Consider the following 21,397-nt stretch of genomic DNA (forward strand, 5'->3'; position numbering starts at 1 on the left):
GTAAATGAAAGAAGGTGTTTCAATGAAGCCTTATGAGCATGGCGGAAATGTTTATGACTATGAAGGAGAAATAATTGATTTTAGTTCAAATATAAATCCTCTTGGGGTTCCGGAATGGATTTTTGATATTATCAAAAAGTTGATTTAACGAAATATCCGGATATAAAATATCGAAAACTTAAAGAGGCTATTTCACAGTATGTGGGATATTCGCAAGAAAATATAATTGTTGGGAATGGGGCGACAGAGCTCATACATCTTTTTGTAAGAGCATTTAAGGTGAAAAGACCCCTCATTCCGTCTCCTGCTTTTTTGGAATATGAAAGGGCAGTCCACATAAACGGTGGTGAACCGATATATTTCAGGCTGGAAGAAGACTATGGATTTAAAATGAATCTCGCAAAGCTTCTTTCACAAATGGAAGAGGCGGATTCTTTAATCATTGGGAATCCTAACAATCCTACAGGACAAGCCATAATTAGAGAGGAAATAGGAATTTTATTAAAAAAAGCGGAGATTTTGAATATACCTGTCATGATAGATGAAGCTTTTATTGAATTTATGAAAGACTATAAAAATTATGAAGCTTTACCTCTTGCAAAAGAGCATGATAAATTGTTTGTTGTAAGAGCTGTCACAAAATTTTTTGGCATGCCAGGGCTGAGATTGGGGTACGGGATTGGAAGTCCTTCTTTGATACAAAAGTTAGAAGAATACAAAGAACCTTGGACAGTAAATGCTTTTGCAGATGCTGTGGGGAGAGAAATATTTAAAGATGAAGCTTATATAGAAAAAACAAGGGAATATGTAAATAAAGAAATAGAGTATATGCTTTATGCTTTAAGAAAAATTGATTATTTAGTTGCTTTTGATACAAAAGTAAATTTTATATTGTTAAAGTTAAGAACAGGAAGGGTAAATGACCTTAAACAAATACTTTTAAAAAAAGGAATTCTCATAAGAGATGCTTCTAATTTTAGGTATCTTGATAAAAGCTTTTTTAGAGTTGCTATAAAAAGACATGAAGACAATGAAAAATTGATACAGGCTTTGAAAGAAATAGATATAAAAGATTTAGTAGAAGATAAAGAAAGGGTTGTAATATAATGAGCCTTGTTATGATCACAGGTGGTGCAAGGTCTGGCAAAAGTGAATTTGCTGAAAAATTGGCTTTAGAAAAAGGAGGAAACAGTGTCCTTTATATAGCTACTTCTATTCCTTTTGACGAAGAAATGAAGGAAAGGGTCAAAAGGCATAAAGAGAGAAGGCCACCTTTTTGGCAGACAAAAGAAGTCTACAAAAATTTATATGACGTAATATCAAAAAGCAATGCCAAAGTCGCATTGATTGACTGCCTTACAGTTATGATTACAAACCTATTAATGGAAGTTGACTTAACATGGGAAAAAGTAGAGTTGAAGGAGATTGATAACATAGAAAAGCAAATTGCTGACGAAGTAGATAAGATATTAAGTGCTAAGAAGGATTTTAAAGGGGATATAATTCTTGTGACAAATGAAGTGGGAATGGGATTAGTGCCCGAATACAAACTTGGCAGGATATTTAGAGATATAGCAGGCAGGATGAATAAAAAAGTGGCAGATGCTGCAGATGAAGTTTATTTAATGGTTTCAGGAATACCTCTTAAAATAAAGGGATGATTGAAAGGGATGCAACATTTTTATGGAAGAAATTAAAAGATTGGTACTTGCGATGCAATTTATGACACGCCTTCCTATACCAATAAAAATTGATGCTGAAAAAAGTGAGTTTTATAAAATAGCATCTTATTTTCCTGTAGTTGGAATTGTCATAGGGTCTATTCTTTCACTTTTGTACTTTGCGTTAAAAAATTTGTTTTCCCGGGAAATTGTAATGACTTTTATTGTAGCTTTTTCTTATGTTTTAACAGGAGCAATGCATATTGACGGGCTTGCAGATACTTTTGATGGCCTTTTTAGCAATAAGGATAAAAGTAAAATGCTGGAGATAATGAGAGACTCGAGACTTGGCACTAATGGAGTCTTAGCTGCAATTTTTATAGTTGTTTTAAAAATATTATTTCTCACCAATATACACGAAAATATTACTTTAACAGCACTTTTAATTACCCCAATTATTGGGAGATTGTCAATTGTGTTTTCTATGATGATAAGTAAATCTGCAAGAGGTGGAGAAGGCCTTGGAGGACTCATGCTGGGTAAAGTAGGGATAAGGGAATTTGCCATTGCTTTTGTTATTTCAATTGCTACAAGCTATTTTATACTGCCTTTAGCGGTTTTTGTAAAAATACTTACTATATCGCTTTTTGTTACTTATATTGTATCAAAGTATATTTCGCTGAGAATAGGTGGTATGACTGGGGATACTTTAGGTGCAGTAAATGAATTGGCAGAGCTTACTGCACTCATTTGCTTTGTAAGTGTGTCATTATAAAAAAGGAGAGATTTTTATGGGAAAAGGATTATTAATAATAGCACATGGAAGTCGTGTTGAAGAGACTAAAGATGTAGTTACTATGGTTGTAGAAAAAATAAAGAGCCCAAAAAATACCAAAGATGTAAAGGCAGGTTTTATGGAATTTAACGAGCCTGATATATCTACTTCCATAAGAGAATTTGTCGAAGAAGGAATTTACGATATCATAGCAGTTCCTATGTTTTTATTTGAAGGAAACCATGTGTTACATGATATACCTGAGGTTTTTGGAAAAGAAAAAGAAAAATATCCGGGTTTAAAGATTAAGTTTGCAAAGTCTATAGGGTATGATGACAGGATCGTAGGCCCACAAGCAAAGGAGAAGGAAGTATTGCTTATGAGATTGCAAAGCCTTATATAAAAGGCGATGTAGTATTTATGGAATTTCCCATGACCTACTCAAAAGAAGACCTCAAAACAAAGTGGGAAGAAAATGTTAAAAAAATCAAAGAGTTGCTTGATGAGGGGAAAGACGTAGCTTTTATAACAATAGGAGACCCCATGATTTACAGTACCTACATATACATTTTAAAGGGAATTGAGGATTACGAAGTAGAGACGATTCCTGGAATTACCTCCTATAGTGCAGCCGCCTCAAGGTTAAATATCCCAATTGCGGAGGGAAACGAGACTTTTGCAGTGATTTCATCAGGAGATGTGACGGAAATTTCAAAAGTTCTTGGTATGTTTGATAACGTGGTATTAATGAAAATTTCGAGAAGATACGAGGAAATAGTAAATCTTCTAAAAGAAAAAAGCTTCAAAGGATACCTTGTGATAAAGTGCGGCCATAAAGAGGAAAAAATATCCTACGACCTTGATAGATATATAGGGAAAAAGATAGATTATTTGTCACTCATTATTGCAAAGAAGGTGAAGTAGCCGTGATTTATTTTATTGGTGCAGGACCAGGAGACCCTGAACTTATAACATTAAAAGGGATGAAAATAATACAGGCTTGTGATGTCATCATATACGCAGGGTCACTTGTCAATAAAGAGATATTGAAATACGCAAAACCAGAGGCTGAAATTTACGATAGCGCTTTAATGAACCTTGATGAAATAATTGAGCTTATGGTAAAATCTTATAATGAGGGGAAAGATGTAGCGAGAATACACACAGGAGACCCTGCTATTTACGGTGCCATACATGAACAGATTGTGAGGCTGGAAGAAGAAAATATAGATTATGAAGTAATTCCCGGTGTTAGTTCTTTTTTGGCAGCAGCGGCAGTTTTGAAAAAAGAGCTGACGATTCCTGAAATAACCCAGACGGTTATTATAACACGAATAGGCGGAAGGACAAAAGTACCTCCAAAAGAAGACTTAAAAGATTTATCCCGCCACAAAGCTACAATGGCGATATTTTTAAGCGTGCAGGACATTGACAAAGTTGTTTTAGAGTTGAAAGAGGGTTATGAAGAGACTACACCTGTAGCAGTTGTGTACAAAGCTACTTGGGAAGACCAAGTGATTGTTACAGGTACTCTCAAGGACATTTCACAAAAGGTCAAATCAAAGGGAATAAATAAAACAGCTATGATACTTGTAGGAGATTTTTTAAAAGATGTAAAGTCTTATTCAAAGCTTTATGATAAGGAATTTTCTCATAGCTTCAGGAAGAAGGAAGATTTATGAGAATAGCGATAATCGCTCTTACAAAAAACGCATCAAAGTTGGCGAATGAGATTGGCACAAAATTAAAAGGGGATGTGTATGTAAAAGAAAAATACACAACCCCTGAAGGTTACGCAATAGAAGGAGATTTTATAGACTTTGTCCATAAAATATTCAGAAAATATCAAGGGTTGGTCTTTGTAATGGCTACAGGGATTGTGGTAAGGGCAATTGCAGGGGTTGTGAAGGATAAATTTACTGACCCTGCTGTTGTGGTAGTAGACGAAAAAGGGAAGTTTGCCATAAGCCTTTTGTCCGGACATGTGGGAGGTGCAAACAGACTTGCGCTCAAAGTGGCTTCTATAATTGGAGCGCAGCCTGTCATAACAACTGCAACAGATGTAGAGGGAGTCATATCCTTGACGTTATTGCTAAGGACTACGGGTACCAAATTGAAAATAAAGAAGATTTAAAAAAGGTTAGCGCTGCCTTTGTAAATGGAGAAAATGTACGTTTTATTCTTGATGAAGATGCAAAGAAAATACCTATGCTAAAAGATTATGTAAAAAACAGAGATGACCGTCAAGTTGACGCTTTTGTTTACATAACTGACAAAGAAATAAAAAAACCGTTAGGAAAACCTTATGTCATATTAAGGCCTAAAAATATAGTTATTGGTTTAGGATGCAAAAAAGGAATAGCTTTTGAGAATTTGTTCCTCTTAGTGGGGGAATTAAAGTTCACAAAGGGGCACTGGATGAACTAAGCCTCATTGATTTTATTTATAAAAACAACATGGACATTGTAGTTGATGCAACTTATCCTTTTGCAAAAGATGTAAGCATAAATGCTATAAATGCCTGTAACAAAACTGGTATCAAGTATATAAGGTATGAAAGAGAAAGTCTATATTACTACAATGCCATTGTAGTTAAAAGTTTTGAAGAGGCAGCAGAAGAATGTAAAAAATACGACAGCATTTTTTTGACTGTAGGTAGTAAAAACCTCGAAAAATTTAGGGTTCTCTGGGAAATAGGAAAAAAGGTGACGGCAAGAGTGCTTCCTTTAAGTAGCGTCATAAAAAAGTGTGAAGATTTAGGATTAAAACCCAAAGATATAATAGCGATGGAGGGCCCTTTTACCAAAGATCTTAATTATCAAATGTTTAAAGAAAGGAATGCAGAAGTAATTGTAACAAAAGAAAGTGGCATTGTGGGAGGAGTATTAGAAAAATTTGAAGCTGCTAAAATGCTAGGTATTCCTGTAATTTTAATAAAAAGGCCTGATATAAATTATCCTGTTGTAGTAACAGATGTTGATAGTCTCATAAATGAGGTGACAAAAAGTGGACATAAATAATATTAAGATGGTGGGAGTAGATAAGGATACTCCTTTAGAATTGAGAGAAAAAGTTTCTTTTAAAGATATTGGAGAGGCATTAATAAAATTAAAAGAGTTGGGACTGGAGGAGGTTGTAATACTTTCCACCTGTCACAGAAGTGAAATTTACTTCTATTCACAAAAAATATCCACGGATGAAGTAAAAGATTTTTTCATAAATTACTTTGGCTTAAAAGAAGATTTCATAAAATATTTAAGGCAAATTTACGGACTTGATGCAGTGGAACACATTTTTAGAGTTGCCTGTGGACTTGAATCTATGGTAGTAGGTGAAGACCAAATATTGTCACAGGTGAAGGAGGCTATAGATACCGCACAGACTTTCAACTCTTCCGGAAAGATACTTTTTAAACTCTTTAGAGATGCAGTAACTCTTGGGAAAAAAGCTCGTACAGATACGGGTATAAAAGATCTGGCTTTGTCTATAAGCTATATTGCAGTTAAATTTGTTCAAGAAGTATTTGAGGATATAAAAGGCAAAAAGGCTTTTGTGATAGGTCTTGGCGAGATGGGGCAAAATGCTATGAAAAATCTCATAGATAAGGGTGCTGATGTATTTGTTACAAACAGGACTTTTTCAAAAGCTATCCAATTAAAGGAGCAAATTCCAGAGATACATGTTGTGCCTTATGAACAAAAATATCTTTACATTGCCAGTAGTGATATTGTAATAAGTGCCACAAATGCTCCTCATTATACGATAAGTTATGAAAAGTTTAAAGAAGTTTACAATGGAAGAAAAATTTGCATGGTAGATATAGCTCTTCCTAGGGATATAGACCCAAGAATAGGACAAATAGAAGGGGTAAGTCTTTATACTATTGACGATTTAAAAAAGACAGCGGAGGAAAACAAAAAAGAGAGGCTTTTACTCATTCCCGTTATTGAAAAAATGGTGAAAGAGGAAGCGGATAAATTTGAAAAATGGTACAAAACACTTGAAATAGAGCCTTATATAAAAGAAGTAAGTAGATATGCCAGTGAAGTTTATAACACAGAATTTCAAAGAATTGTAAATAAATTGACTGACGTATCTGAAAAAGACAAGGAAAATATAAAAATCGCTTTGAAAAGAGTTGCAAACAAAATGGCTAATAAAATGATAACGTACCTTAAAGAAAACGCCTATTAGAATCTGGAGGTAAAGATGAAAAAAGTTATAAAAGTCGGCACAAGGTCAAGTGAATTGGCTTTAAAGCAAACTGCAATGGTTATAAATGAAATAAAAAAGTTTAGGCAGGATTTTGAATTTGAAATAGTAAAGATAACCACACAAGGGGATGCATTAATTGACAAACCTGTTAGTGAAATAGGGGGAAAAGGGGTTTTTGTAAAAGAAATAGAAAGTGCATTGCTCAAAGGCGAAATTGACATGGCAGTCCACAGCATGAAGGACATGCCTTATGAAATACCTAAAGGGCTCAAACTCATGGCAGTTTTAAAAAGAGAAGACCCAAAGGATGTGTTTGTTTCAAGAGATGGTACGCAATTTATGGATTTAAAAGAAGGGGCTAAAATTGGGACCAGCAGTTTAAGAAGGCAAGTGCAGCTTAAAGCTTTAAAGCCAGACATACAGATTGTTCCAATAAGAGGTAATGTGAGGACGAGGCTCAAAAAAATGGAAGAACTAAACCTTGACGGCATTGTTTTGTCAGCGGCGGGTTTGCACAGGTTAGGATTGGAGAATGTTATTACTGAGTATTTTCCACCTGATGTAGTTGTACCAGCACCTTGTCAGGGAATTCTTGCAGTAGAAATTGCAGAAAGTTTTGATAATATATTTCAAGAGTTTTATTCCTACATTGTTGATAGAAGAACATTTTTTGAGGCTTCTGTTGAAAGGGAACTTCTAAAAGCTTTTGGAGTTAATTGTAGACAGCCTTTTGGTGCCTATGCCCAATACAGAAAAGAGAGAGACGAAGAGAAAATAAACATAAAAGTTGTTTATCAAAAAGAGGATAAACTTTTAAAAAGTGAAGTGACTGGCTTAATTGAAGAAACCGATAAAATGATAGAAAAGCTTATTGAAGAATTTGGAGGTATATGATGTCAGGGATTGTATATTTGATCGGAGCAGGACCTGGAGATATTGGGCTTTTAACATTGAGAGCAGTCGAACTAATAAAAAATGCAGATGTGCTGGTGTATGATAGGCTCATTAATGAAGATATTTTAAAAATGGCAAAAAAGGATGCAGAGCTTATTGATGTTGGAAAGTTTCCGGATAATCACAAAGTACCTCAAAGTAAAATAAACGAAATAATTGCGAAAAAGGCCCTTTCTGGCAAGAAAGTAGCGAGAATTAAAGGAGGAGACCCATTTGTATTCGGAAGAGGTGGCGAAGAGGCTGAATACCTTTCACAAAAAAGAATACCTTATGAGGTAGTGCCAGGCATAACATCTGCAGTGGCTGTCCTATCCTATGCAGGAATTCCTGTAACTCATAGAGATTTAAGCTCTTCATTTCATGTAATAACGGGTCATGAACGGGAAGGAAAAGATAAAAACCTCGATTGGGAGGTCATATCAAAACTCGAGGGGACACTTGTATTTCTCATGGGGATAAAAAATATAGAAAAAATTGTGCAAAAACTTCTCAATTACGGCAAAGATCCTCATACACCAGCAGCAGTAGTAATGGAGGGCACTACTCCAGAGCAAAAAGTTGTAACTGGGAAACTCATTGATATTCCAAGTCTCGTCCGAAAAGAAGGAATAAAGAATCCGGGAGTTTTTGCTGTAGGAGATGTTGTAACATTAAGGGATAGATTAAAATGGTACGAAAACAAAAAGCTTTTTGGAAAAAGGATTTTGCTTACAAGGACCTATGAACAGTCACAGCAGATGAAAAAAATTTTGAGCGAAGAGGGAGCAGATGTTGTTGTTTGTCCTACTATTAAAATCACGCCGTTTTTAGATAATATAGTAAAGTTTTTAGAAGAAATACACAAATTCGACTATGCTGTATTTACAAGTGTAAATGGCGTTTGGAGTTTTATTGAAGCTTCCAGAGAAAAAAGGTTTGATTTAAGAAATTTAAGTATTAAAGTAGTAGCGATAGGGAGTAAGACTGCGGAAGCTTTAGAAAATATTTTTATATATCCAGATATAATTCCTGAGGAATATACTTCATACTCTTTGGCAAATGCACTTAAAAAACATGTGGAAGGAAAAAACATAGCGCTTTTGACTTCCCAGATAGGTGGGGATATATTGCTGGAAAGTCTAGGAAATTGTGCTAACGTACAAAAAATTGTCGCATATAAAAATGAACCAAATTATGAAATAAAGGGAAATCTTATAAGTGAACTCCGCAAAGGAGTAGATATTGCTGTATTTACAAGCTCCTCGACTTTTAATTATATGCATCAATTAATAGGAGAGGAAATAAATCATCTAAAAAACTCTAAAATAGCTGCAATAGGACCTGTAACAAAGAAAGCTATAGAGGATAAAGGATTTGATGTAGACATAATGCCAAGTGAATACACAACGGAAAAACTTATTGAAGAAATATTAAAAAATCATCAGAGTCTATAAAGGGGAGAGAAGATAAAATGAATTTGGTAAAAAGGCCAAGAAGGCTTAGGATGAACAGCATTTTAAGGGAGATGATACGAGAAACTTCTTTAGATGTAGGTGACCTTATATATCCTCTTTTTGTTGTGCCAGGAGATAATATAAAAGAAGAGATAGATTCAATGCCGGGTGTTTACCATTTTTCTATAGATTTGCTTGTAGAAGAAGTTAAAGAAGTGCGTGACCTTGGAATTCCTGCTATTTTACTTTTTGGTGTGCCTTCATATAAAGATGAATTGGGGTCAGAGGCTTATAGTGAGGAAGGTATCGTTCAAAAAGCGGTGAGAGAAATAAAAGAAAAAGTGCCTGAAATTGTGGTAATAACAGATGTGTGTATGTGTGGGTATACAACTCATGGACACTGTGGTATTGTTGAAAATGGCCAAGTTCTAAATGACAAAACAGTAGACTACATAGCTAAAATAGCCTTGTCCCATGTTGAGGCAGGGGCGGATATTGTAGCGCCTTCTGACATGATGGATGGAAGAGTAGCTGCCATAAGAAAGCTTTTAGATAGTAAAGGATTTGTAAATACACCTATTATGGCTTACAGTGCTAAATACGCTTCCTCTTTTTATGGACCTTTTAGGGAAGCAGCAAATTCTTTCCCACAATTTGGCGATAGAAAGTCTTATCAAATGGACTATGGAAACTCCAATGAAGCTTTAAGAGAAATAGCTCTTGACATTGAAGAAGGAGCAGATATTGTCATGGTAAAACCTGCACTTTCTTATCTTGATATTATAAGGCGGGTAAAGGATAATTTCAACATTCCTATTGCTGCTTATAATGTAAGTGGAGAATATTCAATGGTAAAGGCGGCAGCTAAGATGGGTTGGATTGATGAAAAATCTACAGTCTTAGAAATACTCACTTCAATTAAAAGAGCAGGGGCAGACATAGTTATAACCTACTTTGCAAAGGATGTTGCAAAATGGCTTATTACCCTGTAATGCTTAATATAAAAAACAAAAAATGCCTTGTTGTAGGGGGTGGCAAAGTTGCTCTTAGAAAAATTTTATCTTTTGTTGAAGGAGAAGCTTTAGTTACTGCCATTTCTCCTTCCTTTGATGAAGGAATAATTGAGCTTGCAGCAAAAGAAAAGGTGGAACTTATAAGACGTGAGTATCGACAAGGGGATGTAAGGGGATTTTTTGTTGCGATTGCTGCTACAGATGATGAGAAGGTAAATAAACTTGTGGCGTCAGATGGAGAAAAATACAATGTGCTTGTAAATGTGGTTGATGATAAAGACCTTTCTTCTTTTATTGTACCTGCCATTGTAAAAAGGGGAGACTTAATTATTTCTATATCTACAAGTGGCAAAAGTCCACTTCTTTCGAGAATGATAAAAGAAAAATTGGAGTCAATTTTCAATGATGACTATGAAAAACTATTACAAAAACTATATCAGAAGAGGATGGAATTAAAGGAAAAAGATTTTGCTGAAGAAGAGAAAATGGCTATTTACAGAAAAATTATTGAAAAAAGCGGGCTGTTAAAATAATTCTACGTTAAGCCTTGAGAAATGTTTTTTATCAAAAGTAAATACTTTTTTGTTTCCTGAATTTATTGCGTGGGCAGCTATATACGCATCAATAAAATCAACATTATTTTCTTTATAGCTGTTTAGAGATAGAATTAATGTGTCCCGTTCTTCTGCTTCCACAGCTTCAGAACATATAAAGGTAATAAGCGTATCAGATATTTGATCCTTTGATATCTTGTAGAAAGACTCAAGTGTCCATACTACTTCTGCAATAGTGAGAGGAGATACGAGAAGTTTTAATTCTCCGCTGTCCGCTTTTTTCATAATTTCATACGCTTTTGCATAAAATTCTTCATTGTCCTTTAAAAGGTATCTCAAAATGACATTGGCGTCAATCCATATTTTCTCCATTGTTATTTCTCCTTACTCTTTTATTTACCCAAATTTCTTTTGTATTTTCTGTTTCTTCATCAATGCTTTTGAATTTTACTTGAGATTTTAACGTTCCACCTAATTGTGAAAGCTTTTTCTTTTTTATTAATTTCAACACTATTTCTTTGTTGTCTTGTACTATGAAGATGACGTTATCTCCTATATCAGCGCCAATTGCTTTTCTGATTTCTGCAGGCAATTGAATTTGCCCTTTGCCTGTAATTGTAGACGTAGCATGTATCATTTTTTTCACCTCCACATATCTTTTACTTAGATTATAATACATGATTTATTATTTTTCAATTACTTATGATTTATTCATGAAATTTAAACAGAGAATGATAAAAATTTAGGAAGAGGTGATTCTGTGAAAACTGATAAATCGCAAAAGCTTTTTGAAAAGGCTAAAAAACTTATGCCGGGTGGTGTCAATAGCCCTGTAAGCTTTTAAATCAGTAGGAGCTACTCCTGTTTTTATAAAAAAGGGGCAAGGAAGTCATATTTGGGATGAAGATGGCAATGAATACATAGACTACGTTCTTTCATGGGGACCGCTAATACTTGGGCATTCACATCCACAGGTGGTAGAAGCTATTAAAAAGCAGGCACAACTTGACCAGTTTTGGAGCCTGCACAGAGTTAGAAGTTAAGATGGCAGAAAAAGTAATTGAGGCTGTTCCATCTGTAGAAGTTGTCAGAATGGTAAATTCAGGCACAGAAGCCACTATGAGTGCTATAAGATTGGCAAGGGGATATACGGGCAGAGACATCATTGTAAAATTTGAAGGATGTTATCACGGGCATTCTGACAGCCTGCTTATAAAAGCAGGGTCAGGTGCACTTACTTTTGGGGCACCTGATTCGAAAGGTGTGACAAAGGAGGTAGCGAAAGATACGATTATAGCGAGATACAATGACATCAATATGGTAGAAAATATTTTTAAAGCTTATGGGGAAAATATTGCTGCTGTCATTGTAGAGCCTGTTGCTGGGAATATGGGTACTGTTTTACCTGAGGAAAATTTTTTAAAAGGATTAAGAGAGATTACTACAAAGTATGGTGCACTTTTAATTTTTGATGAAGTGATGACAGGCTTTAGAGTGTCTTATTCGGGGGCACAAGGATTTTACAATGTTATGCCTGACATTACCACACTTGGTAAAATTATTGGTGGAGGTCTTCCTGTTGGTGCCTATGGAGGAAGAGAAGAGATTATGAGAATGGTTTCTCCTGATGGACCGGTGTATCAAGCAGGGACTTTGTCTGGTAACCCTCTTGCAATGGCAGCAGGATTTGAGACTTTAAAAATTATCTGAGGATCCGACCCTTTATGAAGAATTAGATAAAAAAGCAGAAAAACTATGTAATGGGTTAAAAGAGAGCATGGTTCAAAATGGAATTGATGTTACAATAAATAGAATAGGCAGCATGATGTGTATGTTTTTTAATAAAGAGAGTGTGCATGACTATGATTCTGCACTAAAATCGAATACTACTTTATACGCTAAATATTTTAGAGAGATGCTTAAAAGAGGAATATACATGCCGCCTTCACAATTTGAAACCTTCTTTTTGTCAACTGCTCACACAGATGATGACATTGAAAAAACGATTGAAACAAGTTTTGAAGTGGCGAAAATTATAAGTCAGCAATTAGAATAAAGGCATTTCGGTTTGTGCAAAATGTCAAACTGAATGAGTTATCTACAAAATCTTAGCACAGATAGAATTCTTGCCTTTTATTGACGACCTATTTATAAAATGATATCCTTTATTTAAAGGAAGAATTGAATAACATGCAAATACAGGTGCCCAATTTTGGAATCAAAATTGGGTTAAAAGGGAAGCAGGTGAAAATCCTGCACGGTCCCGCCACTGTGATGGTGAGCTCTTTACATTATGCCACTGTCTGTCACTCAGCGGAGCACGAATTTAACAAATTATATTTCGTATAAAAACATGCTCCGCTGAGTGACGGATGGGAAGGCGTAAAGAGCGATGAACCTAAGTCAGGAGACCTGCCTGTATTTGTGACACACTTACTCTACGGTCGATAGAGGGGGTGTTATAAAGGGATAAGTATGTGTTTTTTTACCTCTTAACGCCGTTGGTAAGTTAAGAGGTTTTATTTTTACTTAAATTTTACAAAAAGAGGTGTGTGTGTGTGATGAAAAGGTGTATGTTGCTTGTAGCATTTGCATTATTTTTGATAGCTCCACAAATTGCATATTCAATGCATATAATGGAAGGTTTCCTTCCTCTTAAATGGTGTATAATATGGAATATAGTTTCTTTACCTTTTGTGGTTATAGGACTTATAGCGATAAACAAAAAAGTAAAGGAGAATCCAAAACTTAAGATGCTTTTAGGTTTTGCAGGTGCTTTTGCATTTGTTCTTTCAGCACTTAAAATCCCTTCAGTTACAGGAAGTTGTTCGCATCCAACCGGTGTAGGACTTGGAGCTATACTCTTTGGACCTTTTGCTATGAGCGTTTTAGGCCTTATAGTCCTTTTGTTTCAGGCATTACTTTTGGCTCATGGCGGCATAACAACTTTGGGCGCTAATACATTTTCCATGGCCATAGTGGGGCCAATTGCTTCCTATTATATATTTAAAGGGGTAAAAAAAGCAGGTGGTCCAAATTGGCTTGCAGTATTTTTAGCTGCTTCAATTGGGGATTTGCTTACATATGTGACTACCTCTTTCCAACTTGCTATTGCTTTTCCTGCTGAAGTAGGCGGCTTTACAGCCTCATTTTTAAAATTCATGGGAATATTTGCAGTGACACAGGTACCTTTGGCGATAAGGGAGGGGCTTTTAACTGTGCTTGTAATCAATATGCTAACTGCTTACAGTAAAGAAGAACTCATTGAACTTAAGGTTTTAGAGAAAGAAGGTAAGGCAATATGAAGGATAAAAAGTTTTTAATGAAGAATTTGATATTAGGATTGTTGGTTATTTTACTGGTGGTGTTTCCACTTGTTTCTATTAAAAATGCTGAATTTGCTGGTGCGGATGACAGGGCGACAGAAGCTATTGCTCAGGTAGACAAAAATTACAAGCCATGGTTTAAACCAATTTGGGAACCACCAAGTGGAGAAATTGAAAGCCTTTTGTTTGCCTTACAGGCTGCGACTGGTGCAGGCTTTTTGGATATTATATAGGTGTTGCGAAGGGGAGAAAAAATGCTAATAGATAGTTATGCTTATACCAACAGGATGTACAATGTACATCCTGTTGAAAAACTTTTATTTGCTTTTTTGACTATGATTTTATGCTTTGAATTTGATGCCTATACAAATATTGCAGTAATTATTTTGATATTTGTGATAACTGTATTTAAAGCGAAAATTCCAGCAAAAGTGTACATTAAGCTTATGTTAATTCCCTTTTCTTTTTTGATAATAAGCATAATAACACTTATCATAAATGTGATAGGAAATAAAAGTGCTGCATTAATAAGCTTTAATATTTTTGGGGTAACTTTAGGAATTACTGCACAAGGCATTAATACTGCTGTTATTTTATTCTTTAGAGCTTTAGCAATAGTGTCTTGCTTGTATTTTCTCGTACTTACTACTCCTGTAGTTGATATTATAAATATCTTAAAGAAATTGAAAATTCCATCACTGTTTTTAGAGTTACTTCAATTAATTTATAGGTTTATATTTGTTTTAATGCAAGCTGCTGATGAGATCTATATATCTCAGGATTCAAGGTTGGGATATGCCACATTAAAAAATGGCTATAGGTCTTTAGGACTTTTGATATCTTCTCTTTTTATTAAGTCCTACAAAAATTCAGAGGATTTATATGTAGCTTTAGAGGCAAGAGGCTATAATGGAGAGATAAAAGTCCTCAGCAAAGATTACAAATTTTGTTATAAAAATATAATATTTATTGTTTTGATAGAACTAATTTTAATAAGTGCATCAATGCTTTTAAGAAGGTGAACTATGAAAGAGCAATTTATATTAGAAGCGATAGATATTACTTTTGAGTACAGTGACGGCACAAAAGCTTTGGACGAAGTAAATATGTCGATAGAGGAAGGTAAAAAGATTGCAGTTTTAGGTCCAAACGGTGCAGGCAAGACAACACTGTTTTTGCACTTTAATGGGATTTTGAAACCCAAATCAGGGAAAATATTATACAAAGGTGAAGAGATAAATTACAGTCATAGCGAACTTGTAAAACTTAGAAAGAACGTTGGTATTGTTTTTCAAAATCCTGACATACAGCTTTTCTCTGCCAGTGTATACCAAGAAATTTCTTTTGGCCCTATGAACTTAGGTTATCCAGAAAATATAGTAAAAGAGAAAGTTGAAAACGCCATGAAAGAAACGAGAATTATTGGTTTAAAAGACAAGCCCACTCATTTTTTAAGCTATGGACAGAAAAAAAGCGTCTCAATAGCTGATATTATAGTTATGGAGCCTGAAGTTATTATATTGGATGAGCCAACAGTTTATTTAGACCCTAAGCATGTTCAAGAGATTATGGGTTTATTTGACAAATTGGTTGAAAAGGGAAAGACAATTATTTTATCAACTCATGATGTGGACTTTGCTTATTCATGGGCTGACTATATATATGTCATGAAGAATGGAAAAGTTGTTGCAAAAGGCGAACCCAAAGTTGTTTTTGCTAATGCAAAAGAACTTGATCGAAGTGATTTGAAAAAACCTATGCTTTTAGAGATATATGAAATTTTAAAAGAAAAAGGAATTATAAGTGGAAGCAATATACCAAAAAATATAGAGGAATTAAAGAAGTATATAAAATAGAAAAAAGCTGCTGAAAACTCAGCAGCTTTTTCTATTTTATTTTCTTTTTGTCCTGAAGAGCTGTAAAATATCCAACGAGAGCACTGCCATCTTCCATTGACACGGATGGGTAGCGCCTATTCTACTACTAGGGGCATTACAGCAACATTTGCTGAAAGTGTTATAAAAGTGCCGACAGAGCTCCCTCACGCTCCTACCTGGGAAGACTCATACTACTTTTATATTATCTCTTCCAAATTCTTTTTAATTTCAAGGAGGAAACTTTCTGTATTTACAACAATTTTATTTGGCAAATCAGAGAGAGCTGCTAAATCTTTTGTCATTATACCTTTTTCAATTGTTTGAAGAGATGCTTTTTCAAGTTTATCTGCAAAATCTACAAGGGAATCTATTCCGTCAAGTTCTCCTCTCTTTTTCAAAGCACCTGTCCATGCGAAAATTGTAGCAATAGAATTTGTAGAAGTTTCTTCTCCTTTAAGGTATTTATAATAATGCCTTGTAACTGTTCCATGAGCTGCTTCAAATTCGTATTTACCATCAGGAGATACCAGTACAGAAGTCATCATGGCGAGGCTTCCAAATGCTGTTGCTACCATATCTGACATCACATCGCCGTCATAATTTTTGCATGCCCAAATCATTCCGCCTTCAGAGCGTATAATGCGAGCTACTGCATCGTCAATGAGGGTGTAAAAATATTCAATCCCTGCTTCTTCGAACTTTTCTTTATATTCATTTTCATATATTTCCTGGAATATGTCTTTAAATCTGTGGTCATAAGTTTTTGATATGGTATCTTTGGTTGCGAACCACAAGTCCTGCTTTGTATCAAGGGCGTAATTAAAACATGCTCTTGCAAAACTCTTTATCGATTCATCAGTGTTGTGCATACCAAGAATGACGCCAGGACCTTCAAATTCATGTATTGTTTGCCTTGATACTTCACCTGTTTCAGAGGTAAAAACAAGTTCTGCTTTCCCTCTATTTTCAATCCGATATTCTACATCTTTATAGATATCTCCATATGCATGCCTTGCAATTGTAATGGGTTTTTTCCATGTTTTTACAAGTGGTTTAATGCTGCTTACAATAATAGGTGCACGAAAAACTGTGCCGTCAAGTATTGCTCTGATTGTACCATTGGGACTTTTCCACATTTTTTTAAGATGGTATTCTTCAACTCTCTGGGCGTTTGGGGTGATTGTTGCACATTTTACTCCCACACCGTATTTTTTGATAGCATATGCTGCATCAATTGTAACTTGGTCCTCTGTTTCATCTCTGTTTTTAATTCCAAGGTCATAATATTCTGTTTTAAGGTCTATATAAGGCTCAAGCAGGATTTCTTTTATCAATTTCCATATGATTCTTGTCATTTCATCCCCGTCCATCTCAACAAGGGGCACTTTCATTTGAATTTTTCCTATCATTTTTTTCTCTCCTTTGTATAACAATAAATTTTTTAAAATTTACTGTTGCGAATTTTTATCATAACTTGATTTTATTATATAGAATATGAGGCTTTTTTGCAATATCTATTAATTGAGCTTTCACAACTTGGCCTAAATACAGTAGTTATTTATTATAAAACGCCAAGTAGAAATTTAAGTCCAATTTGCTAAATGGTTATGGCTTTATATTTGTAGACGATGAAATTGCAAGAATAGTGAATACCTCAATAAGCAATGTAAAATATTGCAAGAAAAAAATTTTCAGTGTATTGGGTGCAAATAACATAAAAGATTGTATATATAAGGATAGAAAAAGGTAATTCTGTAAGAGTCGAAATCAGGGATAAAAGTACAGGCGAGCTTTTAGAGGCATATGGAGAAAAAGTTGAATCAGTTGATACAGCTAAATCAAAAAACGAAATTTCAATTCAATCTATTACACCTTATACAACTACAATACATACAATTTACAAAGAACGCACTGATGGACCTGCAGTGTCAAGACTATACACAGTTTTAAGCGTATATACTACTGGATCTTTTAGGCAAATAAATAGTGTTTTAGAAACTTATTGGACTGAGGAAAGTAGTGGAACTTGGGAATTAGATAATACTCATGCTGTAACAATTTCTACTTCTGGCAGTTTTCCCACAACAGAAATAGAAACAAGTGGGACTGCCACAATTAAGGTAACAACAACTGAATCTACAACAGGAAGCTTTTCAATTGATTTTTTAGAGGGCGCTGGATTTAGTATTTCATCTACACAGGGCAGTACATTTTATTTAAGAAAAAGTATATCGCTGGGATATCGTTACAGCCTATATTAATAGTAGAATAATTAAAGAGGAAGGTTCTACTTGAACCTTCCTAGGTATTATTTTTATAAATAAAAAATGAAAGGTGATAATAATTATGTCTCAAGAATACTATTTTAATATTATTGGAAGTGCAATTCAATTTTTAGATAGTCATCTTTCTCGAAAGTTAGATTATTTAAGCTCACATATTACTCGAATTGGTGAGATTCTTACAATGACAAATTGGCTTTTGTTCCTACTTTTTATAGTTTTATGTATTAATACTTTTATAAATTGGAAAAGGTATAAAATGGTAAGTGAAAAAAATTAGACAAAGACAAGGGGACAGGAACTTGTCCGAAAAATAATAAAGTTGGAAAATGAACAAACATTTAACAGTAAGTTGTTTAATAGTATGATATAATACAATAAAGTATGCAATTTTTGAGAAAAGGTATGAAATGCTAAGTATAGCAAAGGAACAATATAAATGATATTTTAAGTTACATATGATGGTACAATTGTAAATATGTTCATTTTAGCTTTCTATTCCAGGGACGAGTTAAAAATGAAGCGAAAAAAATAAAGTTCCGGACAGGTCACTGTCCCTATGTCTGTATGTCTGTAGTTGCTATAACTGTAATGCCTATGGTGATTCTAAAATAAATATTTTGTTTATTTTATAGTAGGCTGAAAAGCATTTTAAAAGATGTGAGTTTATGCATCTAAAAAAGATATTTTATAATTATCTATTTAAATTTGGTTGGCTCTTGCCAATTTTAACACTGGCTATCAATATTTCTGTATATAAATATTTACCTGATAATATAGCATTACAAAAAGATGCATTTGGCAATATAAACTATTGGATAAATAAATTAGAATTTATATTTTTTATCCCTGTATTACAGCTTTTTGCTTATATTGCGGTTAAATATCCTCAAGCAAAAAGGAAAAAACAAATTTTTCATGGCGTTTTTGATATTGGAGGAGGCATTATTCTACTATTTCTTGATATTTTTTTAATTTACCTTTTTATAAAACAAAGTAGTGTTTGAAAATTTTCAGCCAACTCTCAAGATTCTTTTTAAGATTTCAAAGGATATTAACATTCAAGATAAAAACTAACACCCTTTTTGCAAGGGTGAATTTTTTTTATTTTTTATTCTTTCTAGCTTTTTAAATAATAAATGGCAATCTGTGTTTTGTGGGAAAGCCCTCTTTTATTTAGAATGGAGCCGATTAAAGAAGATTATTTGCAATCTTTTTGGCAATCTATTGAATAAAATTAAATAATAAAAATAGGCAATTTTTACAATTACCAATTGTAAGATATTAGGCAAAAAATGCATTTTCGTTCTCCAAAATGACACTATCGTTCCAAATTTCACAAATTTTGCTCTAAATATTGTAAACTCATAAGAGCTTTTCATATGAGTGTAGAAGAGGATTGGGTAAAAGGTGAGTATCTATTTTTGCTTACTGACATTGAAGGATATTTGTTGGATGTAAAATGCAATACAAAAGAGAAAAAGTGTATAAAAGATTCCGGCTTTGAACCGGGGGTATCCTTTAGAGAAGAAAGTTGTGGGACAAATGCAATTTCAATGGCAATGCGATTAAAGAGGATAGTGTATGTAAGACCTCAGGAGCACTACTGTGACATATTCAAAAAATGGCATTGCATTGCTTCACCTATAATAGTAGAAAATGGGGAAATAGTAGGCTATGTGGATATATCAACTATTGATAAAAAAATTGCAGATGAAATATCAATGGTAATAAAACTGCTAGTTGAGAAAATAGCAATTGAATATGAAAAGACATTGAAAGAAAAAGAGCTAAATGAGATAAAGATAAAATTAAATGACAGCCAGATAAAAATACTGGCATTAGAGGCAAAGGGATACAGAGGATTAGACATAGCAGAAGCTCTTGGGATAGAAGTTGTGACTGTGAAGTATCACAAGAGAAAGATAGTAGAAAAACTTGAAGTAAAAAATATCAAAGAGGCAGTAGCAAAAGCGATTAAGTTAAACTTGATAGATATGGACTAAAATTTGGGGCTATACTTTAGTATAGTTTTTTTGCTTAATTATGTAAACATTAACTGGAAATGTAATAAAGACTATACTAAAGTATAGTAGACATTGGAAAATTTGTATGTTACAATATCTGTAGAAAAGTTTGGTAGATTAGGAGGGATATAAACAATAATATGTTTTTTAATATAGGGGTAGAATCCATGGAAATAAACTTACCGGAGATAATGCCCATATTTTTGAGGATATTGACCTGATTTTGAAAAATAGAGGTCAAATAATCATGAGAGAAGTCATTAATAAAATGACGGAAAGTCAATAAGAAGAAAGAGGTTTAAGGATGTTAAAGTCACAAAGATGAGCAATGATAAGATTATTGTGTGAGATAATCTAAAAGGTCAGAAATTGTACCGAATCTTAAAGCTTAATAACAATAAAAGCTCTAAACATTGCACAATGAGAATAACTCTTACGGCCAGGGCTAGAGGAAGGGGAGTCAGGTATTGAAGACAAGTCTAGATTTTTAAACATAGAAGAATAGAAATCAATTTTAGACTGAGAAGTAAAGAGTTCAGGTATATTTAAGAGTAATTGAAGCTTATACATGTTAGGATTTCCTCTTTATAAGTATATATAATAATTCGACAAATAAGGGAGGAAATCCCACATAAAAGATAAAAGAATTTAGGAGTAATAGCTGTAAATGATAAAATAAGAATGTACGAAAAGTGGAAAATAAAAATGTGCAAATTTGTACATAAATTTGGTATCCTTCTGTTTGTAGGAGGGATACCAAAAATGAAAAATCTATTAGGTCAAATTAGTATATTTAAGGCTATTTAAAGATAATTGATGAAATAAACAAAAAAAGTTAATCAATCCACAAATCAATCGACAGGAATACAAACGATAATATTATTCCAAAAAGAGAAGGAGTATCTATCTCCGCTACCAAGTAATGATATCATAGAAAGTTATATGAACTTCGAGCAAAAAGCAACTGTCCATAAAGATTCTATGATATATTACAAGGGGAGTAGATACTCAGTCCCTCCAAAATATATAAATAAAACTGTAACTCTTAAAACAGTAGAAAATGAGTTACATGTATATTTTAACACAGATTTGATATCTGTCCATATATTAAGTGTGATAAAAAAGGTAAACTATCATGAATCTCATTATAGAGAATTAATGGAAAATCTCATCAAAAATAGAGAAGATATTGAACAAATATGTACAAATAATCTTAAACCAAGCATAAACAAACAAGAAATTCTTGATTTAAAAAGCTTAAGATTTGTAGAAAATAACGA

Annotated in this window: 22 protein-coding genes, 5 pseudogenes and 1 riboswitch; of the genes and pseudogenes, 23 read left to right on the top strand and 4 right to left on the bottom strand. The window is 33.8% G+C overall.

Annotation, left to right across the window (positions count from 1 at the left end; all coding sequences use genetic code 11):
* Nucleotides 1–22 precede the first annotated feature (22 nt).
* The 14 genes and pseudogenes from cobD to JCM7501_RS01595 all read left to right on the top strand — a co-directional run bounded on the left by cobD (nucleotide 23) and on the right by JCM7501_RS01595 (nucleotide 10,584).
* Nucleotides 23–1,107 (top strand): annotated as a pseudogene (cobD, locus tag JCM7501_RS01535) (threonine-phosphate decarboxylase CobD).
* Entirely contained in the window at nucleotides 1,107–1,661 is a 555-nt protein-coding gene (cobU, locus tag JCM7501_RS01540) for a bifunctional adenosylcobinamide kinase/adenosylcobinamide-phosphate guanylyltransferase (protein WP_003867152.1), read from the top strand. Before cobD ends, cobU begins: the two are co-directional and overlap by 1 nt.
* Before the next feature lie 22 nt (nucleotides 1,662–1,683).
* Nucleotides 1,684–2,436: an adenosylcobinamide-GDP ribazoletransferase gene (gene cobS, locus JCM7501_RS01545; RefSeq protein ID WP_028991566.1), complete on the top strand. Its 753-nt coding sequence runs from the start codon at nucleotides 1,684–1,686 to the stop codon at nucleotides 2,434–2,436.
* A gap of 16 nt (nucleotides 2,437–2,452) precedes the next feature.
* Entirely contained in the window at nucleotides 2,453–2,839 is a 387-nt protein-coding gene (locus JCM7501_RS01550) for a sirohydrochlorin chelatase (protein WP_028991565.1), read from the top strand.
* On the top strand, nucleotides 2,836–3,360 hold the full coding sequence (locus JCM7501_RS01555; protein WP_245599039.1) for a precorrin-2 C(20)-methyltransferase: 525 nt from the start codon (nucleotides 2,836–2,838) through the stop codon (nucleotides 3,358–3,360). Before JCM7501_RS01550 ends, JCM7501_RS01555 begins: the two co-directional genes overlap by 4 nt.
* Before the next feature lie 2 nt (nucleotides 3,361–3,362).
* Nucleotides 3,363–4,118 carry a precorrin-4 C(11)-methyltransferase gene (gene cobM / locus JCM7501_RS01560; protein ID WP_028991563.1) on the top strand — a complete coding sequence of 252 codons (756 nt, stop codon included), beginning with the start codon at nucleotides 3,363–3,365 and terminating at the stop codon, nucleotides 4,116–4,118.
* Complete coding sequence (locus tag JCM7501_RS13585; RefSeq protein ID WP_256200988.1) at nucleotides 4,115–4,570, top strand: hypothetical protein; 456 nt, start codon at nucleotides 4,115–4,117, stop codon at nucleotides 4,568–4,570. Before cobM ends, JCM7501_RS13585 begins: the two co-directional genes overlap by 4 nt.
* The gene (locus JCM7501_RS13590) at nucleotides 4,549–4,863 is read left to right on the top strand and encodes a cobalamin biosynthesis central domain-containing protein (RefSeq protein WP_256200992.1); all 315 of its coding nucleotides are present in this window, start codon (nucleotides 4,549–4,551) and stop codon (nucleotides 4,861–4,863) included. The genes JCM7501_RS13585 and JCM7501_RS13590 overlap by 22 nt, the downstream gene beginning before the upstream one ends.
* A gap of 5 nt (nucleotides 4,864–4,868) precedes the next feature.
* Nucleotides 4,869–5,456 carry a precorrin-6A reductase gene (gene cobK / locus JCM7501_RS01570; protein WP_304650782.1) on the top strand — a complete coding sequence of 196 codons (588 nt, stop codon included), beginning with the start codon at nucleotides 4,869–4,871 and terminating at the stop codon, nucleotides 5,454–5,456.
* A complete protein-coding gene (gene hemA / locus JCM7501_RS01575; RefSeq protein WP_028991562.1) occupies nucleotides 5,443–6,630 on the top strand; it encodes a glutamyl-tRNA reductase in 1,188 nt (395 codons plus the stop codon). The genes cobK and hemA overlap by 14 nt, the downstream gene beginning before the upstream one ends.
* A 15-nt stretch (nucleotides 6,631–6,645) precedes the next feature.
* Complete coding sequence (gene hemC / locus JCM7501_RS01580) at nucleotides 6,646–7,545, top strand: hydroxymethylbilane synthase (protein ID WP_028991561.1); 900 nt, start codon at nucleotides 6,646–6,648, stop codon at nucleotides 7,543–7,545.
* Nucleotides 7,545–9,038 carry a uroporphyrinogen-III C-methyltransferase gene (cobA, locus tag JCM7501_RS01585; protein WP_028991560.1) on the top strand — a complete coding sequence of 498 codons (1,494 nt, stop codon included), beginning with the start codon at nucleotides 7,545–7,547 and terminating at the stop codon, nucleotides 9,036–9,038. The genes hemC and cobA overlap by 1 nt, the downstream gene beginning before the upstream one ends.
* A 17-nt stretch (nucleotides 9,039–9,055) precedes the next feature.
* Nucleotides 9,056–10,030, top strand: coding sequence for a porphobilinogen synthase (gene hemB / locus JCM7501_RS01590; RefSeq protein WP_028991559.1), 975 nt, complete (start codon nucleotides 9,056–9,058; stop codon nucleotides 10,028–10,030).
* Nucleotides 10,012–10,584 (top strand): precorrin-2 dehydrogenase/sirohydrochlorin ferrochelatase family protein, encoded by a 573-nt coding sequence (locus JCM7501_RS01595; protein ID WP_028991558.1) that lies wholly within the window; start codon nucleotides 10,012–10,014, stop codon nucleotides 10,582–10,584. The genes hemB and JCM7501_RS01595 overlap by 19 nt, the downstream gene beginning before the upstream one ends.
* Here JCM7501_RS01595 and JCM7501_RS01600 read toward each other — a convergent pair.
* Together JCM7501_RS01600 and JCM7501_RS01605 are read right to left on the bottom strand one after the other, a co-directional pair.
* A complete protein-coding gene (locus JCM7501_RS01600) occupies nucleotides 10,576–10,977 on the bottom strand; it encodes a PIN domain-containing protein (RefSeq protein ID WP_003867143.1) in 402 nt (133 codons plus the stop codon). The two genes, JCM7501_RS01595 and JCM7501_RS01600, sit on opposite strands and share 9 nt — an antisense overlap.
* On the bottom strand, nucleotides 10,958–11,242 hold the full coding sequence (locus tag JCM7501_RS01605) for an AbrB/MazE/SpoVT family DNA-binding domain-containing protein (protein ID WP_003867142.1): 285 nt from the start codon (nucleotides 11,240–11,242) through the stop codon (nucleotides 10,958–10,960). Before JCM7501_RS01605 ends, JCM7501_RS01600 begins: the two co-directional genes overlap by 20 nt.
* Before the next feature lie 123 nt (nucleotides 11,243–11,365).
* Here JCM7501_RS01605 and hemL point away from each other — a divergent pair.
* From hemL to JCM7501_RS01630, 5 genes and pseudogenes are all read left to right on the top strand, one after another.
* Nucleotides 11,366–12,661: pseudogene (gene hemL, locus JCM7501_RS01610) on the top strand (glutamate-1-semialdehyde 2,1-aminomutase).
* A gap of 127 nt (nucleotides 12,662–12,788) precedes the next feature.
* A riboswitch (cobalamin riboswitch) is annotated at nucleotides 12,789–13,039 on the top strand.
* Nucleotides 13,040–13,166: 127 nt separating this feature from the next.
* On the top strand, nucleotides 13,167–13,910 hold the full coding sequence (locus tag JCM7501_RS01615; protein ID WP_028991556.1) for an energy-coupling factor ABC transporter permease: 744 nt from the start codon (nucleotides 13,167–13,169) through the stop codon (nucleotides 13,908–13,910).
* Nucleotides 13,907–14,199 (top strand): annotated as a pseudogene (locus JCM7501_RS01620) (energy-coupling factor ABC transporter substrate-binding protein). Before JCM7501_RS01615 ends, JCM7501_RS01620 begins: the two are co-directional and overlap by 4 nt.
* The gene (gene cbiQ / locus JCM7501_RS01625) at nucleotides 14,186–14,953 is read left to right on the top strand and encodes a cobalt ECF transporter T component CbiQ (protein ID WP_012994513.1); all 768 of its coding nucleotides are present in this window, start codon (nucleotides 14,186–14,188) and stop codon (nucleotides 14,951–14,953) included. The pseudogene JCM7501_RS01620 and the gene cbiQ overlap by 14 nt, the downstream one beginning before the upstream one ends.
* A gap of 3 nt (nucleotides 14,954–14,956) precedes the next feature.
* Complete coding sequence (locus tag JCM7501_RS01630; RefSeq protein WP_028991555.1) at nucleotides 14,957–15,787, top strand: energy-coupling factor ABC transporter ATP-binding protein; 831 nt, start codon at nucleotides 14,957–14,959, stop codon at nucleotides 15,785–15,787.
* Between the two features lie 218 nt (nucleotides 15,788–16,005).
* On the opposite strand, the gene JCM7501_RS01635 is transcribed toward JCM7501_RS01630, so the two are convergent.
* The gene (locus JCM7501_RS01635) at nucleotides 16,006–17,217 is read right to left on the bottom strand and encodes an NADP-dependent isocitrate dehydrogenase (protein WP_013149822.1); all 1,212 of its coding nucleotides are present in this window, start codon (nucleotides 17,215–17,217) and stop codon (nucleotides 16,006–16,008) included.
* 516 nt (nucleotides 17,218–17,733) lie between these two features.
* Between JCM7501_RS01635 and JCM7501_RS12855 the strand changes: the two genes are divergently transcribed.
* From JCM7501_RS12855 to JCM7501_RS01655, 3 genes and pseudogenes are all read left to right on the top strand, one after another.
* Complete coding sequence (locus tag JCM7501_RS12855) at nucleotides 17,734–18,069, top strand: hypothetical protein (RefSeq protein ID WP_154653777.1); 336 nt, start codon at nucleotides 17,734–17,736, stop codon at nucleotides 18,067–18,069.
* Nucleotides 18,070–18,758: 689 nt separating this feature from the next.
* Nucleotides 18,759–19,097: a DUF1648 domain-containing protein gene (locus tag JCM7501_RS01650; RefSeq protein WP_012994517.1), complete on the top strand. Its 339-nt coding sequence runs from the start codon at nucleotides 18,759–18,761 to the stop codon at nucleotides 19,095–19,097.
* A 354-nt stretch (nucleotides 19,098–19,451) separates the two neighbouring features.
* Nucleotides 19,452–20,096: pseudogene (locus tag JCM7501_RS01655) on the top strand (LuxR C-terminal-related transcriptional regulator); the annotation flags it as partial.
* A 154-nt stretch (nucleotides 20,097–20,250) separates the two neighbouring features.
* Here JCM7501_RS01655 and JCM7501_RS12475 read toward each other — a convergent pair.
* Nucleotides 20,251–20,687 (bottom strand): annotated as a pseudogene (locus tag JCM7501_RS12475) (transposase); the annotation flags it as partial.
* A 372-nt stretch (nucleotides 20,688–21,059) separates the two neighbouring features.
* Here JCM7501_RS12475 and JCM7501_RS01660 point away from each other — a divergent pair.
* Nucleotides 21,060–21,397: Mu transposase domain-containing protein (locus tag JCM7501_RS01660; protein WP_409373519.1), on the top strand; the 338-nt coding region annotated here is incomplete at its 3' end.

It is taken from the genome of Thermoanaerobacter thermocopriae JCM 7501, assembly GCF_001310975.1.
In the GTDB taxonomy this organism is placed as follows: Bacteria; Bacillota; Thermoanaerobacteria; order Thermoanaerobacterales; family Thermoanaerobacteraceae; genus Thermoanaerobacter; species Thermoanaerobacter thermocopriae.

Bases quoted from the DNA above. Each gene is read 5' to 3' on its own strand.
- JCM7501_RS01630 (WP_028991555.1), top strand. From the start codon at position 14,957: ATGAAAGAGCAATTTATATTAGAAGCGATAGATATTACTTTTGAGTAC.
- JCM7501_RS01635 (WP_013149822.1), bottom strand. From the start codon at position 17,217: ATGATAGGAAAAATTCAAATGAAAGTGCCCCTTGTTGAGATGGACGGG.
- JCM7501_RS01605 (WP_003867142.1), bottom strand. From the start codon at position 11,242: ATGATACATGCTACGTCTACAATTACAGGCAAAGGGCAAATTCAATTG.
- JCM7501_RS01550 (WP_028991565.1), top strand. From the start codon at position 2,453: ATGGGAAAAGGATTATTAATAATAGCACATGGAAGTCGTGTTGAAGAG.
- cobA (WP_028991560.1), top strand. From the start codon at position 7,545: ATGTCAGGGATTGTATATTTGATCGGAGCAGGACCTGGAGATATTGGG.
- JCM7501_RS01615 (WP_028991556.1), top strand. From the start codon at position 13,167: ATGAAAAGGTGTATGTTGCTTGTAGCATTTGCATTATTTTTGATAGCT.
- cobS (WP_028991566.1), top strand. From the start codon at position 1,684: ATGGAAGAAATTAAAAGATTGGTACTTGCGATGCAATTTATGACACGC.
- JCM7501_RS01595 (WP_028991558.1), top strand. From the start codon at position 10,012: ATGGCTTATTACCCTGTAATGCTTAATATAAAAAACAAAAAATGCCTT.
- JCM7501_RS13585 (WP_256200988.1), top strand. From the start codon at position 4,115: ATGAGAATAGCGATAATCGCTCTTACAAAAAACGCATCAAAGTTGGCG.
- hemB (WP_028991559.1), top strand. From the start codon at position 9,056: ATGAATTTGGTAAAAAGGCCAAGAAGGCTTAGGATGAACAGCATTTTA.
- hemC (WP_028991561.1), top strand. From the start codon at position 6,646: ATGAAAAAAGTTATAAAAGTCGGCACAAGGTCAAGTGAATTGGCTTTA.
- cbiQ (WP_012994513.1), top strand. From the start codon at position 14,186: ATGCTAATAGATAGTTATGCTTATACCAACAGGATGTACAATGTACAT.
- JCM7501_RS01600 (WP_003867143.1), bottom strand. From the start codon at position 10,977: ATGGAGAAAATATGGATTGACGCCAATGTCATTTTGAGATACCTTTTA.
- cobU (WP_003867152.1), top strand. From the start codon at position 1,107: ATGAGCCTTGTTATGATCACAGGTGGTGCAAGGTCTGGCAAAAGTGAA.
- JCM7501_RS01650 (WP_012994517.1), top strand. From the start codon at position 18,759: ATGCATCTAAAAAAGATATTTTATAATTATCTATTTAAATTTGGTTGG.